Source organism: Aureivirga sp. CE67, from assembly GCF_015767245.1.
Lineage (GTDB): Bacteria > Bacteroidota > Bacteroidia > Flavobacteriales > Flavobacteriaceae > Aureivirga.
On record NZ_JADOTV010000026.1, the window covers coordinates 1 to 15,575 of the forward strand.

General features: G+C 29.7%; 14 protein-coding genes. 9 read left to right on the forward strand and 5 right to left on the reverse strand.

What is annotated here, in order from left to right; genetic code table 11:
• The coding region (locus I0K12_RS22050) for a hypothetical protein (RefSeq protein WP_231372814.1) at positions 1-251 on the forward strand (251 nt) is incomplete at its 5' end.
• A 481-nt stretch (positions 252-732) separates the two neighbouring features.
• On the opposite strand, the gene recG is transcribed toward I0K12_RS22050, so the two are convergent.
• A complete protein-coding gene (recG, locus tag I0K12_RS19680) occupies positions 733-2,838 on the reverse strand; it encodes an ATP-dependent DNA helicase RecG (RefSeq protein WP_196889890.1) in 2,106 nt (701 codons plus the stop codon).
• A gap of 726 nt (positions 2,839-3,564) precedes the next feature.
• On the opposite strand from recG, the gene I0K12_RS19685 reads away from it, so the two are divergent.
• Positions 3,565-3,987, forward strand: a complete 423-nt coding sequence (locus I0K12_RS19685) for a hypothetical protein (RefSeq protein ID WP_196889891.1) — start codon at positions 3,565-3,567, stop codon at positions 3,985-3,987.
• Between the two features lie 50 nt (positions 3,988-4,037).
• Here the strand turns inward: I0K12_RS19685 and I0K12_RS19690 are convergent, their stop codons facing one another.
• Positions 4,038-5,276: an ABC transporter permease gene (locus I0K12_RS19690; RefSeq protein ID WP_196889892.1), complete on the reverse strand. Its 1,239-nt coding sequence runs from the start codon at positions 5,274-5,276 to the stop codon at positions 4,038-4,040.
• Positions 5,277-5,284: 8 nt separating this feature from the next.
• Here I0K12_RS19690 and I0K12_RS19695 point away from each other — a divergent pair, with 8 nt between their 5' ends.
• From I0K12_RS19695 to I0K12_RS19710, 4 genes are all read left to right on the forward strand, one after another.
• Complete coding sequence (locus tag I0K12_RS19695; RefSeq protein WP_196889893.1) at positions 5,285-6,511, forward strand: DUF1343 domain-containing protein; 1,227 nt, start codon at positions 5,285-5,287, stop codon at positions 6,509-6,511.
• 546 nt (positions 6,512-7,057) lie between these two features.
• On the forward strand, positions 7,058-9,007 hold the full coding sequence (locus I0K12_RS19700) for a GTP-binding protein (RefSeq protein WP_196889894.1): 1,950 nt from the start codon (positions 7,058-7,060) through the stop codon (positions 9,005-9,007).
• A gap of 86 nt (positions 9,008-9,093) precedes the next feature.
• A complete protein-coding gene (locus tag I0K12_RS19705; RefSeq protein ID WP_196889895.1) occupies positions 9,094-10,074 on the forward strand; it encodes a T9SS type A sorting domain-containing protein in 981 nt (326 codons plus the stop codon).
• Between the two features lie 137 nt (positions 10,075-10,211).
• Complete coding sequence (locus tag I0K12_RS19710; protein ID WP_196889896.1) at positions 10,212-12,089, forward strand: vWA domain-containing protein; 1,878 nt, start codon at positions 10,212-10,214, stop codon at positions 12,087-12,089.
• 193 nt (positions 12,090-12,282) lie between these two features.
• Here I0K12_RS19710 and I0K12_RS19715 read toward each other — a convergent pair whose 3' ends face one another.
• Complete coding sequence (locus tag I0K12_RS19715) at positions 12,283-12,741, reverse strand: macro domain-containing protein (protein WP_317194451.1); 459 nt, start codon at positions 12,739-12,741, stop codon at positions 12,283-12,285.
• A 144-nt stretch (positions 12,742-12,885) separates the two neighbouring features.
• Positions 12,886-13,449 carry a YdcF family protein gene (locus I0K12_RS19720; RefSeq protein ID WP_196889897.1) on the reverse strand — a complete coding sequence of 188 codons (564 nt, stop codon included), beginning with the start codon at positions 13,447-13,449 and terminating at the stop codon, positions 12,886-12,888.
• A 137-nt stretch (positions 13,450-13,586) separates the two neighbouring features.
• Here I0K12_RS19720 and I0K12_RS19725 point away from each other — a divergent pair, with 137 nt between their 5' ends.
• From I0K12_RS19725 to I0K12_RS19735, 3 genes are all read left to right on the forward strand, one after another.
• The gene (locus I0K12_RS19725) at positions 13,587-14,036 is read left to right on the forward strand and encodes a MarR family winged helix-turn-helix transcriptional regulator (RefSeq protein WP_196889898.1); all 450 of its coding nucleotides are present in this window, start codon (positions 13,587-13,589) and stop codon (positions 14,034-14,036) included.
• 68 nt (positions 14,037-14,104) lie between these two features.
• Complete coding sequence (locus I0K12_RS19730; RefSeq protein ID WP_196889899.1) at positions 14,105-14,737, forward strand: NAD(P)H-dependent oxidoreductase; 633 nt, start codon at positions 14,105-14,107, stop codon at positions 14,735-14,737.
• A 4-nt stretch (positions 14,738-14,741) separates the two neighbouring features.
• Positions 14,742-15,104, forward strand: coding sequence for a DoxX family protein (locus I0K12_RS19735; RefSeq protein WP_196889900.1), 363 nt, complete (start codon positions 14,742-14,744; stop codon positions 15,102-15,104).
• Between the two features lie 37 nt (positions 15,105-15,141).
• Here the strand turns inward: I0K12_RS19735 and I0K12_RS19740 are convergent, their stop codons facing one another.
• Positions 15,142-15,558: a hypothetical protein gene (locus I0K12_RS19740; RefSeq protein ID WP_196889901.1), complete on the reverse strand. Its 417-nt coding sequence runs from the start codon at positions 15,556-15,558 to the stop codon at positions 15,142-15,144.
• Positions 15,559-15,575 lie beyond the last annotated feature (17 nt).

Below are 15,575 nucleotides of genomic sequence, written 5' to 3' on the forward strand. Positions count from 1 at the left end.
AAACGCCGTTACCTTTGTTTGTTTTAGCGGATGCAAATGTACGTGAATTATTCGTTCCTGCAAGTGTTTTTATGAAGTTTTTGCATTTATTTTTGATTGTTTTTGGAGAGGGTTTGGTTTTCAGTGAGTTGGGTGTGAAAAAATTTAACCACCCCCTACCCCTCCTTTTAAAGGAGGGGAGTTTTTTGGTTTCGACTACGCTCAACCACCGTTTTGTTTTGAATTATGTACCTATTATATATAGTAGGTAATACTATTATAATGTATTTGTTTTTTGCGTTAGGGATTGGAGTGGTTAGCTTTTGTTTTTCAAAAATTAGAAGTTCTTGGGAAACGGAGGCGACCAACGGAAGCCAACGGATGACCTAGAAATTCTTTTTTTGAAAAACAAAACTAAAAACGGAAAGCCCGACCCGAAGTTTTGACGAAGGGGAACGCCCTAATTTTAATTATATATAATAAAGGTGTTATTGTGATTGAAATTTTGTGAGAATATTTTAATTATTTTGAAAACACATGCCTGACCTTATTTCGAAAAGGTAGAGTCATTAAATTCTGCTATTTTTATAAATTAGATGTTAGCTGGCGTGATTATATAAATCTTGACTACACAAAAATAATAGAACCAATGGGCACACTTTATAAAAGTGCGCCAGGCTATTATTATTTAAAGTATATGACACCCCTACTCTAGTGAAAGGAATTTGATAAGCTTTACACCTATTTTGTTTTCTAGCTAATGTTTGCCCAAAGTGTTTTTTTCTTCATAATTTCTGAAAGGGTTGCTACTAAGATTCGATTTTTTTCTTTTTGAAGATTGTAATCGTCTTGGAGAACTTCTTGAGCTGTTTGACGTGCAAGCATTAAAATTTGATTATCCTTTACAATATCTGCTATTTTTAGATTTAATACACCACTTTGTTGTTTTCCCATTAAATCTCCTGGTCCACGAAGTTTAAGATCTACCTCAGCAATTTCGAAACCATCATTTGTTTTAACCATCGTTTCCATACGAACTTTACCATCGCTAGAAAGTTTACTTCCTGTCATCAGGATACAATAACTTTGCTCTGCTCCTCGCCCAACACGCCCGCGAAGCTGGTGTAATTGTGAAAGACCGAAACGCTCGGCACTTTCTATAACCATCACAGATGCATTTGGTACATTTACTCCTACCTCGATTACGGTGGTTGCAACCATGATTTGTGTTTTCCCTTCTGAAAATTGTTGCATTTCGTAATCTTTGTCTTGTGGTTTCATTTTTCCATGAACAATACTCACACTGTATTTTGGTAGAGGAAATTCACGAACAATACTTTCGTAACCATCCATCAGGTCTTTGTAAGTCATGTTTTCTGATTCTTCGATCAGTGGATACACAACGTAAACTTGCCTTCCTTTTTCTATTTCTTCACGCATGAACTTAAAAACACTCAATCGGTGATTGTCATAACGATGCGCTGTAACAATTGCTTTACGCCCTGGAGGAAGTTCGTCAATAACTGAAACATCTAAATCTCCGTAAACACTCATTGCAAGTGTTCTTGGAATTGGTGTTGCTGTCATCACTAAAACATGTGGAGGAAGTTCGTTTTTCATCCACATTTTTGAACGTTGCTCTACTCCAAAACGGTGTTGTTCGTCGATAATAGCTAATCCTAGATTTTTGAATTTAACTTTATCTTCCAAAACAGCATGTGTTCCTATTAAAATATGTGTTTCTCCCGACTCGATTTCTTCATGAATTATTCGTCTGGCCTTGGTTTTAGTTGAACCAGTAAGTAAACGAACTTTAATATCTGTTTCTTTTAATAAATCTTGGATCGACTGAAAATGCTGTGTTGCTAAAATTTCTGTTGGAGCAATAAGGGAAGCTTGAAAATCATTATCCAAAGCAATTAGCATTGTTAAAAGTCCGACGATTGTTTTTCCAGAACCTACATCACCTTGCAACAAACGATTCATCTGGATTGGGTTTGACATATCTTTTCGAATTTCTTTCAAAACACGTTTTTGTGCTCCTGTTAATTCGAAAGGAAGATTATTATTGTAAAATCCTAAAAAATTATCTCCAATATTATCAAAAGAATATCCTTTATTTTTGGCTTTTCTTGTACTTTTCTTCAGCAATAATTGCATCTGGATATAAAAAAGTTCTTCAAACTTTAATCGGAATTGTGCTCTTGTAAGAAGATCGTAGTTCTTTGGGAAATGAACATTTAAATAAGCTTGTTTTTTTTCTAAAAGATTATTGTTCTTAATTACTTCTTCTGGTAAAGATTCTTGAATTTTATTACCAATATCAGAAAGTAATTGATGAATCCATTTCGAGATTACTTTATTTGAAATTCCTCTCGAAGAAAGTTTTTCTGTAGAAGGATAAATCGCTTGCATAGCCGAACCTAGTTTATTTTTATGTTCAGAAAGCAATTCCATTTCTGGATGTGGCATACTGAAAGTTCCTTTGAAGAAATTGATTCTTCCAAAAATCACATAAGGTGTATTTGTTTTGATACTATCTTTCAACCATTTTGCACCACGGAACCAAACTAAATCTAAATTTCCTGTTTCGTCTTGAAAAGTTGCTACCAGACGACTTCCTCTTTTTTGTTTTATTTCTTGTACACGAATAATTTTTCCTACCAGTTGGATTTCTGCAGTATTGGGTTGCAATTCGTTTACTTTAAAAAACTTTGTTCGATCGATATATCGATTTGGGAAAAAGTTTAATAAGTCTCCAAATGTAAATATTCTAAGTTCAGAATTTAGTAATTCTGCCTTTGCTGCTCCAATTCCTTTTAAATATCCAATAGATGTTTTTGCTGAATATGTATTCATTCTTTTCCTGGTAGTTTTTAACGCTACGAAGATACGGGTTTTTGTTGGTTTGCGCTAGTTTTGTGGATTGGAAGGGTTGTCGTTTTTTCTTTAATAGAAATTACCGTGTTTGAGATCTTATGAGAGAGTATTAATTATTTTATAACACACCCCTTACCCCTCTCAAGAGGGGAATTTGATAATCTGTAAATCTAAATACAAAATTAATCGTGATAATATATAAATTTTCAATTCGTCTTTTTGGAAATATTTTTATGCAAAAGGGATTGTAGTGGTTAGCTTTTGTTTTTTTGAAAATTAGAAATTCTTGAAAAACGGAGGCGACCTTAGAAGCCCACGGATTTTCTTAGAATTTCTTTTTCTAAAAAAACAAAACTAAAAACGGAAAGCCCGACCCGATAGGGTTTTGCCCAAATTATTAATAATTCATAAAATATTATCATGTTTGAATTCTGTTGTGTGGATTTAGTTTAGTCTAATGAACACACCCCTAACCCCTCTCGAGAGGGGAAATAATATTGAGTTCGAAGAAAATGAATCGATTAAAAATAAATTTCAATTCAATAATTATGTAGCAATCCTGTAAGCTGAGTAAGGAACTTTATCAAAAGAAATGTGATTATTTATTTTTTGATTCTTTAAGTATTCTTAAAATTTATTTGGAGACTAGAGTCTGAGGAAAATATTCCTTAACTTCAAGTATATTTAATTTAAAATGCTTTTTCGATGAGAACTCTAAAACATCAGATTATAATTAAAGGGAATATTGATATTGTTTACAATAAAATTACGACGATTGATGGTTTTAAATCTTGGTGGACAAGTGATGTTAGTTATTCTGTAAACAATCATGTTTTCACGCTTGGATTTAATAATCATTCAGTGATTTTTCTGCTAAAAATAATTGAAAAGGAAGAGCATACTATTGTGAAATTTCGATGTATTGGGGAGAATGCGGAATGGACAGATACGTATTTGTATTTTAAATTAAAAACTATTGAAGACGGAAAAACGTTGGTACGATTGGAACATACGAATTGGAAAGAAGACAGCCCAAGTGTTGCGAAATGCAACACAGATTGGGGACATCTTATGTATGTTTTAAAAGATTCTGTTGAGAATGATAAAACAGAACCTTTTATGTCTTAGAATCTGTTTAAATTTTTTTGATATAAATTTAAACAGATTCTAAATATTTTTTATTGAAACTTAATAGCTTTTACCGGATTTACTTTTGTAATAATATAGGATGGTAAAAGTAACATTATGAAACAAAGAACTAGTGTTCCGATATTTAAAAATACAACATGGTACCATTCTATAAATACTGGAGCCGATTTTACGTAATATGTTTTCGGATCTAATGTAATGATGTTGAATTTTTGTTGTAAAAATAAAACTCCTAACCCGATAAGGTTTCCCCAGAAAAGTCCGATTAGAATCAAATATGTCGCATTATATAAGAAGACTTTTCGGATACTTGTATTATTTGCTCCAAGTGATTTTAGAACTCCAATCATATTTGTTTTTTCTAAAATAAGAACTAATAAGGCTGTGATCATGTTGATTCCTGCAATAAGAATCATGATACAGATAATTACAATTGTGTTTTTCTCTATTAAAACTATCCAGTCAATTATATTTGCAAATTTATCTACAATACTTATCGCATTTAACTCTGAACTGATTTGATCATAAATCTCACTGTTCTTTTGTTGAATTTGATCAAAATCATCAATAAAAACTTCGAAACCACCAATTTGATCTGGTTTCCATTTATTCATTCTTTGGATATCTCGTAAATCTGTAATGATGATGTTTTTGTCTAATTCTTCTAGATTTGCTTCGTAAATTCCAACTACATTATATGCTCTAATATTTGGAGGCTTATTCAAGTTTTTCTTTACAAAAAATGTGCTGAATTTATCTCCTAAATTGATACCAAGTCTTTCTGATATTTTCTTTGAAATAAGCACTTCTTGGTTTAATCTTTTTGTAGAATAATCTGGTAATCTTCCTTCTACCAGAATATCTTTATAGAAATCCCAATTATATGTGCTATCCACACCTTTAGCTAAAATTCCTTCGAAATCTGTTTCTGTGCGAATCACTCCTGGTTTGGTAGCATACGGTTGAATTCTATTGATTCCTTCAACATTCTCAAATTCTGGAAAAAAGTTTTGATTTTTTGAAATAGGAACCAATGTAATATCCGAATTATTCGCATCGAAGTTAACAATCTGAATATGACCATTGAATCCAGAAAGCTTTTCGCGGATTTTATTTTGAAGACCAAGTGTAACTCCAATTGAGATTAGCATAATCACCATTCCTAGTATAATTGCAAGGATTGCAATTTTTATAATTGGTGTAGATACACTATTTTTATACTTTTTATCTTTTATTATTCGTTTTGCTAAAAATAACTCGTAATTCAATTTTTATAATGCTTAAATTTAGTTTCAAAAATACATATTTCTTGTTGGTTACAACACTATTTTTTTTACTGATTTCATGTAATGCCCAAAATAAAAAAAATAAAGAACCAGAATTAGTCATTGCAGCCAGTAATCTGGATGCGTATATGTCTAAAATTCGAGGGAAAAACATTGCTGTTGTCGCAAATCAAACTTCGGTTGTAAAAAATCAAAATGGAGGTTACACTCATTTGGTCGATACGCTTTTGAGTTTACATATAAATGTGAAAAAAGTGTTTGCTCCAGAGCATGGATTTCGAGGAAAAGCAGATGCTGGAGAAAAAGTTTCGAATAGTATAGATACTAAAACCAACTTGCCTATTATTTCTCTTTACGGAAAAAACAAAAAACCTTCAGCGAAAGATTTAGAAGATATCGATATTTTACTTTTTGATATTCAAGATGTGGGAGTTCGTTTTTACACCTACATTTCTACACTACATTATGTAATGGAAGCTGCTTCAGATTTGCAAAAAGAAGTAATTGTATTAGATCGACCAAATCCGAACGGACATTATATTGATGGACCTGTTTTGAGAGAAGGGTTTTCATCTTTTGTAGGAATGCATCCAGTTCCTGTAGTTTATGGAATGACGATTGGAGAATATGCAAATATGATTAATGGTGAAGATTGGATGGATAGTGAATACAAATGTGATTTAACGGTGATTCCTTTACAAAACTATAATCGTGATTCTATTTATGAATTACCGATCAAACCTTCGCCAAACTTACCAAATGCAAAAGCTATTAATCTTTATCCTAGTTTATGTTTTTTTGAAGGAACTAATGTAAGTTGCGGACGAGGAACTAATGAGCAATTTCAGATTTATGGTTCTCCATTCTTACCAGCTGATAAATATCCTTTCTCTTTTGAACCAAGACCAAACGAAGGAGCAAAATATCCTAAACATAATGGAAAAGTTTGTTTTGGAAAAGATCTATCGGATCGAAAAATGCTTTCTAAAATAAACTTAAACTGGCTAACGGACGCTTATAATGAAACAGAAGATAAAGAGACATTTTTCTTAAAAAATAATTTCTTCAACAAATTAGCTGGTAATGATATCTTGATGCAACAAATAAAAGATCAAGATGCAGTTATTGACATTCGAGCTTCATGGATTGTAAAAACTAGACAGTTTAAAAAAATAAGGAAAAACTATTTACTATATCCTGAATTTTCCGAGAAATAACCCAAATTTAACTTTCAAAAAATATTTTTTTTCGGTAAATATTTTTACAAATAATTAAAACTGATAGTATTTTAACATAAATAACATGTTAAAATACTATCATGTATTAATATTTGATTACTTCAAAAGATTACAATATAAAACTAAAAACATTTTATTTTATTAGATAAATCAACCGAATATATAATTATATAAACATATCAAAACCTTTTCATAAACTTAGGTTAGATTAAAATATAATATATTAATACACAGATATTTACATTTTATTTTACCCGAAATTTTCTCCAAAAAAATTAATTATCTTAAAAAAAAATATTTACATTTACATCAAATTAAAGGATTGAGAAGATCTCTTAAAGTAAAAATGAAAACGTTACGGTAAATTATGTTTAAATAAATGGGTTCTTGGGATTTTACCTTATAAGCAATAATTTTCAAAAGTTGATCTTCTCTTTTTTGGTTAAAACTTACTTCTTCTATTACTTTCAGACTTCATTTTTCAAGATAAATTTTAAATTTGCACTTCTTTTGAAATCAAATTAAATGCAGAAAAATATCATCAATATTGGAATTTTCGCACATGTAGATGCCGGAAAAACCTCAACAACAGAAAATTTATTATTCAAAGCTGGGAAAATCAGAACTTTAGGAAATGTGGATCAAGGAACCACACATAACGATTTTTTGGCAATTGAAAAAGAACGAGGAATTTCCGTAAAATCATCTATTTCTACTTTGGAATGGAAAGATTATACTATCAACATTATCGATACTCCAGGACATACGGATTTTGCATTTGATGTAGAAAAATCGCTTTCTGTTATTGATGGAGCAATTTTGGTAGTTTCTGCTGTTGAAGGAATTCAAGGACACACAGAAACTATTTGGAACGCTTTAAAAAAATTAGATATTCCAACTTTTATTTTTATTAATAAAATTGACAGAATTGGAGCGGATATTGACGCTCTTTTACAACAAATAGAAAAAACATTTACTTCTAACTATATTAGTCTACAAAAAATAGAAAATGAAGGTTTGGATGCTGTTGCTATTTTTGATGAATTAGAAAATCCTTCTACAGAATTTTTAGAAAAAATTGTTTCTTTCAATGATGATTTGATGGAGCAATATTTTGATGGAAATACGATTTCAAAAGAAAATTTAGAAGAAGAATTAAAAACAAATACTAGAAATAAAAATTTACTTCCTATACTTCTTGGTTCGGCAAAATTACAAATGGGTATTGAAAATATTTTGGATGCAGTAATTCAATATTTACCTTTAAATAAAGAAAAAAATGAAGCACTTTCTGCTCAGATATTTAAAATTTCACACCATAAAGATTTAGGTAAAATTTGTTTTGCTAGAATTTTCTCTGGAAGTATTAAAAATAGATCTGTTCTCAAAAATATTTCGCAGAATATAGAAGAAAAAGTTGGGCAATTAAAAATTAATTCTGGAGCAAAATTTGAAAATTCTCAGGAAGCTTTCACAAATGAAATAGTAGCTATTTGTGGATTTGAGCAAGCAAAAATTGGAGATTATTTAGGTTCGAAACCTTTACATCATCAAGAAAACATTGAATTAAACAAACCGTTATTGACCGTACAAGTAAAACCCAAAGAAGAAAAAGATTTTCCAAAATTGGTTGCTGCTCTTACTAAACTTTCTTCCGAAGATACAACGCTTGATCTAGAATGGCTAAAAGAAGAAAAAGAGTTACACATTAAAATATTAGGGAAAATGCAGATCGAAATTCTACAAAATATTCTTGAAAAAGAATATTATGTGGAAGCCGTTTTTGAAGATCCTACTGTTATTTATAAAGAAACTCCTTCTAAAGCTGGGTTTAGTTTTGTTCGATATTGGATGCCAAAACCTTGTTGGGCAATTTTGAAATTTCATATAGAACCAGCAGAAACTGGAAGTGGTGTAACTTATGAAAGTAAAATTGGTGTGAATGATGTTTTACAAAAATATCAGAATGAAGTAGAAAAAACGATTCCTTTTGCTTTAAAACAAGGAATTAAAGGTTGGGAAGTTACGGATTTGAAAATAACTTTGGTAGAAGGAGAAGATCATAATGTGCATTCTAGAGCTGGAGATTTTACTATTGCTACACCAATGGGAATTATGGAAGGATTGAAAGAAATAGGAACAACATTTTTAGAACCTTATATTTCTTATAAAATCACTGCTCCTGAAGAATTTTTAGGCTCAATCACCAGTGAAATTGTTCAGATGCGAGGAACTTTGGAATCTCCTGAGATAGAAGGAGAAAAGTTTACATTAACCGGAACTTTACCCGTAGCAACTTCTTTAGATTTTCCAATCAAATTGAGTTCCTTATCCAAAGGGAAAGCTATTTTCTCAAGTCAATTCCACGGTTATCAAAAATGTGAAGATAAATTAGGAATCGAGCAAGAATATAGAGGAATAAGCCCATTAGATACTGCTAAATACATATTAAAAGCACGAAAAGCATTACAATAATTAATATATAATTATTTTTTTAACATAATATTTTATAAATTTGGTTCATTCCAAAAATTAAATATGAATCTCTAAAATTAACTATTATGAAAAAAATTACTTTAGCTATTGCTTCTATTTTTGCTTTATCAGGTAGCATGACTGCCCAAGAATTTGCTCCTGTTGGCGCTAATTGGTATTATTCCAATGCTGATTATCAAATTATCGATAATGGTGATGATTATGAAATTACAAAAGTTCATTATACAAAATTTGAAGTATCTGAAGAACTAGAATATCAAGGTCAAACTTGTAAGAAAATCATGGAAATTGATTCTGATGGAAATGAATCTTTATACAAGTATACTTATGAAGAAAATAATAAGCTTTATTATTATGAAGAAAGTACAAGTTCTTGGGAAATGGTGGTTGATTTCAGTCTAGAAGTTGATGATACTTTTAACATGGACTTTCCACTTGCTAACACAATGGAAGGAGAAGATATTGTTGTTATGAAAGTTCTTGAAAAAGAAACTATAACAATTGAAGGTGAAGAAAGAATTAAAATGAAAATTCAAGGAAAATGGTTAGATGTTGAAAATTACCCAGATGATGGCTATGGAATTTATTATACAGGTACTTATATTTCTGGTTTAGGAGCAACTATTGAGGAACCTCTTTTTCTTGATGAAGACAGTTCTGAAATAGCTGATGACTTTAATCCAATAATAAACAAGCCTATCCGTTGTTATTCTGATGCGAGTATAAACTATACCAATGCACATGACTATTATTTAGATTTCACATTCGATGGTTCTGATTGTGAAGCAAAAGTTTTAGATGTTGATGATTTTTCTGAAAATAGCTTTAATATTAATGCTTATCCGAATCCTGTAGAGAATTTTATTCAAATCAATACTACAGAAAAATTCTCTTATGAAATTTTCGATATCAAAGGGAAATCTATACTAAAAGGAAGTGCAAATCCTCAAGAAAATATCCATCTTGATAAAATAGAAAAAGGAATGTATTTCATGAATATTATTACTTCTAATAAATCTGGAACTATTAAGATTTTAAAGAAATAATTTTAACATAAAAATCGTTATATAAATCTGAATCTCAATCTATAGGTTCAGATTTTTTTTTAAATTATATTTATTATTCATGATGGAATGACTTTTGTTAATTAATTCTTAAAATTAATCTTAATAAAAAAACTTTTATGAAATTAAAAAAATTACTATTCATTTCTTTATTGTTTATTACCAATATAATTTTAGCACAACAAATAACTATTTCAGGAGTAGTCTCAGATGAAACAGGCTCTTTACCAGGAGCAACTGTATTAATTAAAGGTACTAATAAAGGTACCGAAACAGATTTCGATGGAAAATATACTATTCATGTCAATAGAGGACAAACTTTAGTATTTAGCTTTGTAGGATATGAAGACAAAGAAATTCTCGTAGAAAAACAAAGTATAATTAATGCTTTTCTAACAGAATCAAGTTCTTCTTTAGAAGAAGTAAATTTAGGTTATGTTAAGAAAAAAAGGACCTACTGTGCTGGAATTCCTACAGTTTCTGCAAAAGATATTCAAAAAAAAGTTAGAACTAACAATATCGCAAATATGCTTCAAGGAAAGGCATCTGGAATAGTTATAACTAATTCATCTCATAGCCCTCAAGAAACAGATGAAAATTACGCTTCGATCTCCGAAAATAGTTTCAAAAAAGTAACAACAAACCCACTTTCCACTTTTTCGGTAGATGTTGATGCTGCTTCTTATAGTAATGTACGTAGACATTTAAATGACAATCAACTACCTCCAAAAGATGCAGTTCGAATTGAAGAAATGATTAATTATTTTAATTATGATTATAAAAATCCTGAAGGAGAGCAACCTTTCAGTATCAATACAGAACTTTCAAAAGCACCTTGGAATGAAGAAAATCTTTTATTACACATTGGTTTACAAGGAAAAAAGATTGAAACAAAAGACTTAGCTCCTTCTAATATCGTATTTCTTTTAGATGTTTCTGGTTCTATGTCTGCTTCTAATAAATTACCCCTTTTAAAATCTTCTTTAAAACTATTATTACAAACTCTTCGTCCAGAAGATAGAGTAGCTATAGTAGTTTATGCTGGTTCTTCTGGTGTAGTACTTCCTTCTACTTCTTGTAAGAAAAAAGATAAAATATTAAAAGCTTTGGAAAGTCTTGATGCTAGTGGTTCGACAGCAGGTGGAGAAGGTTTACGTTTGGCTTATAAAATTGCAGAAGAAAATTTTATCAAAAAAGGAAATAATCGAATTATTCTTGCAACAGATGGAGATTTTAATGTTGGAGAAAGTAGTAATCATGCAATGGAAAAATTGATTGAAAAGGAAAGAGAAAAAGGAATTGCTATTTCTGTTCTTGGTTTTGGAATGGGAAATTACAAGGATGATAAAATGGAAATCATTGCAGATAAAGGAAATGGAAATTATGCATATATCGATAATATTTTAGAGGCTAAAAAAGTTTTAGTCAAAGAATTTGGAGGAACTTTTCATACGATTGCAAAAGATGTGAAATTTCAATTAGAATTCAATCCAATGTTTGTTTCAAAATATCGTTTGATTGGTTATGAAAATAGATTATTAAACGATGAAGATTTTGAAGATGATAAAAAAGATGCTGGAGAAATTGGTTCTGGACATACAGTAACTGCACTTTATGAAATTGTTCCAAATACAGAAAAAGAAATTAAATCCAATTTAAAATATCAAAAAGCAAATCTTACAGAAGAAGCTTTAAAAAGTAATGATTTGATTACTTTAAAACTTCGCTATAAAAAACCAAAAGAAGATAAAAGTATTTTAATTGAAACTACCGTAAAAAACAATCCTATTGCTAGTGAAAATACAAGCAATAATTTTAATTTCTCTGCAGCTGTTGCAGAAGTTGGAATGTTATTAAGAGATTCGGAATTTAAAAAGAATTCGACTTGGGAATCTGCTAAAAAACTTGCCAAAAAAGGAAAAGGTACAGATGAAGAAGGATATCGTAGTGAGTTTATAAAACTAATTGAAATTGGTGAAATTTTAAAAAATCAATAAAGTGAAAAAGCACATTTCAAATAAAATCTGAAATGTGCTTTATTAAAATTTTAAGCACTCTTGAATAAATAATCATGTATTTTACTAAAAAGCATTTTTTTAACCACTTAAAAATCAATACCATACAAACAACACACCCCTAACCCCTCTCAAGAGAGGAATAAAAAACACATATCAAATTCTGCAAGGCTATTTATTCTTTAATCAAATCTTCATAAATCTTAAAGTTTTCATCGTCATAACAAACGAAAATAACTTTTTGCACATATTTTAATTCTATATTTTTTATTGTTTCAACAGCAATTTCAGCTGCCAATTGTTTTGGGAAACGATAAATTCCTGTGCTAATATTTGGAAAAGCCAAAGTTTCTAACTGATTTTCTTCAGCAAGCTTCATCGAATTTACATAGCAATTTCGCAGTTTTATTTCTTCCTCCGATTTCCCTTGATTCCATCTAGGTCCAACCGTATGAATCACTTTCTTAGCTTTCAGTTTTCCTGCATTTGTAATTACTGCTTCTCCAACTTTACAACCTCCTTGCCTATTTCTAATTTTTACACATTCCTCTAAAATTTCTTTTCCGCCAGTACGATGAATTGCTCCATCTACTCCTCCTCCACCAAGTAGTGATGTGTTTGCTGCATTTACAATTCCATCAACTTATTGCTTTGTGATATCGCCTTTTATTAATTCTATTTTCATTTTTATTTATTTATTTTAAAACACATCTCTAACCCTTCTCTAGAGGGAACTTTGATTATTTACAAAGTTTTATACAAATGAATTGTGTAATATCTAATACACAAAATAATATTTCAAATAACCGAAAAACTCTCGAAAAAGAGAATAAAAATCTCTTATTTCAAAATATTTTGCATGACTTCCTTTTACATTTTTATAACCTAATTTTTCGAAAGCTAACTTACTTCTTTTCACATGAAAAAACTGAGAAACTACCATAATTTCTTGATTTAAATTTTCATTATTTGAAGCAAAATTTACAGCTGTTAATCTTGTAGTATTTCCTTGATTATCAACTTTTATTTTATCAGAATCAATTCCTTTTTGAACTAAATATTTTTTCATCATAGTTCCCTCATAATGTCCTTCTTTTCCTAAACCTCCACTGACTATAATTGTATTGGTCTTATATTTTTGAAACAAAGAAAAAGCTTCATCTAACCTAGCTTTTAATCGATCTGAAACTTCTCCATTTTCATGTACAGTTGTTCCTAAAACTACAATAGTTGCATTTTCTGAAATCGGATCATCTGAAAGTCCATCAATAACAATATTAATTTCTAAAGCAATAAATAGAAAAACTCCAACTAGAAATGCAATTTTTAATACTTTTTTCATCATAATTCCTTTTCTACAAAATAACAGTTTTTATAAGTTCTTTTAAAATTCTATTTTCTCTTTTTTAAATTAATTTTCAAAAAAATATTTTACATGAAAAATAAATTTATATATTTGCCAAAGAAAGATTAAAACAAATGGCAAAAATAGACGACGAAGTAAAAACAAAATTCATAAACAATAGACACCGTTTTATCACAAATATGGTGTTTACGTCTAATTGGTTCATGAAAAAATTTGATGAATTCTTAAAGCCATTTCAACTTTCGCAACAGCAATTTAATATTCTGAGAATTCTTCGTGGAAATGGAGATTGGGTGACGATGAATGATATTAAAAGTTTGATGATTGATAAATTTCCAAATGCCACTCGCCTATCTGATAAATTATTGGAAAAAGAATTAATTGAAAGAAGAAGAAGCGACTCAGATCGTAGAATTGTTTATTTAAAAATTTCAGAAAAAGGTCTGGAATTATTAAAAGAAATCGATGAAAGCGATAATCAAGAACATTTAGATATTATGAACAAAGTGACAGAAGAAGAAGCAAAAATGTTTAGTGACGTTTTGGACCGAATGAGAGAATAAAAAAATTTTACAATAATATTTTACATGTAAAATATTTTCATGTGTAATAAAAATTAAAACCAAAAAATATGAATATCATTGAATCATTAAAATGGAGAGCAGCAGTAAGAAACTTTGACTCTTCAAAAAAAGTAAGTACTGAAAACGTAAATGCGCTAGTCGAAGCAGGAAACTTGACTGCAACTTCTATGGGATTACAACCTTTTAAAATTATTGTTTTACATAATGAAGAGATTCAGAAAGAGCTAATTCCGTACTCTTATAATCAAAAGCAAGTTGGAGAAGCTTCACATGTTTTGATTTTTGCAATTGAAACAAATGTTAACCAACAAACTATTGATAATTATTTGGAAAGACACATAGAAGTGCGAAATGTGGAAGCTTCAAGTTTGGAAAATTATAAAAACTCTATGAGTAATTATCTTTCTATGATGGATGAAGAAACTAAAAAAACTTGGGCTACAAAACAAGCTTATATCGCTCTTGGAACAGTGATGACAGCTGCTGCAGATTTAAAAATTGATTCGTGTGCAATGGAAGGTTTTGATCCAGAAAAATATCAAGAAATGTTAGGATTGAAAGAAGAAAACTTACTTCCAGTTGTGGTACTTCCTATCGGATATAGATCGGAAGAAGAAATGATGGCTGGACTACCAAAAGTTCGTAAAGCATTAGAAAATTTTGTAATCGAAAAAAACTAAAATCATGGAAAAAAGAAACTTACTTATCTATCGAATAATTACTGGGTTATTTTCTGCTCTTATTTTAATGGGAGTTTTTCAATATTTCTTCAATCATCAAGTTGTTAAAGGAATGTTTGAAAATTTACATTTCCCTACTTATTTAATTTACCCAATGGGAATTGCAAAAATAATCGGAATTTTAGTAATCTGGTTTAGCAAATCTCAGACTTTAAAAGAATGGGCTTATGCAGGATTTGTTTTAAATTTACTTCTTGCTGTTTCAGCACATTTAAACGTAAATGATAATGAATATTTTGCTTCTGCTATCGTATTAATTTTAGCTCTTAGTTCTTATTTTTTCAATCGAAAATTGTTAAAAGCCTAATTGAATTTGGAGATTATTCTCAATCTCCTTTTCTTTTTTAAATCGCCATCCACAAAATTAATATTAAAGTTAAAATTCCTACTATTAATGTAAATCTTCCTAGTTTTTTCGATTTTGTAAAACCAGAAAGTGCAATTACAACTAAAAGAGAAATAATTCCAAAAAAGAAAGAAAGTGTCGAGATAATTCTTGGAAATGTTATTTTATCATTGCTTACTTCAAAAGGAAAACCTTCTGTAGTCATCATCAGAATTTTTGTCATTCCAAACATTGAAATTAAGAACAAACAAGCGGCTAGTGTAGCAAATCGCAAAATTCTATTAACAATTTTAGATTCTATTTTTGAAACTACAATATTCGCAATTACAGCAATTGTAAAACCTGTCAGTAAAGAACAAATTAAAATAATCTGATTTGCAAGTTTGTTCCAATATTCTAATGAAATTTCGATCATAAATTTTTAATAATGAT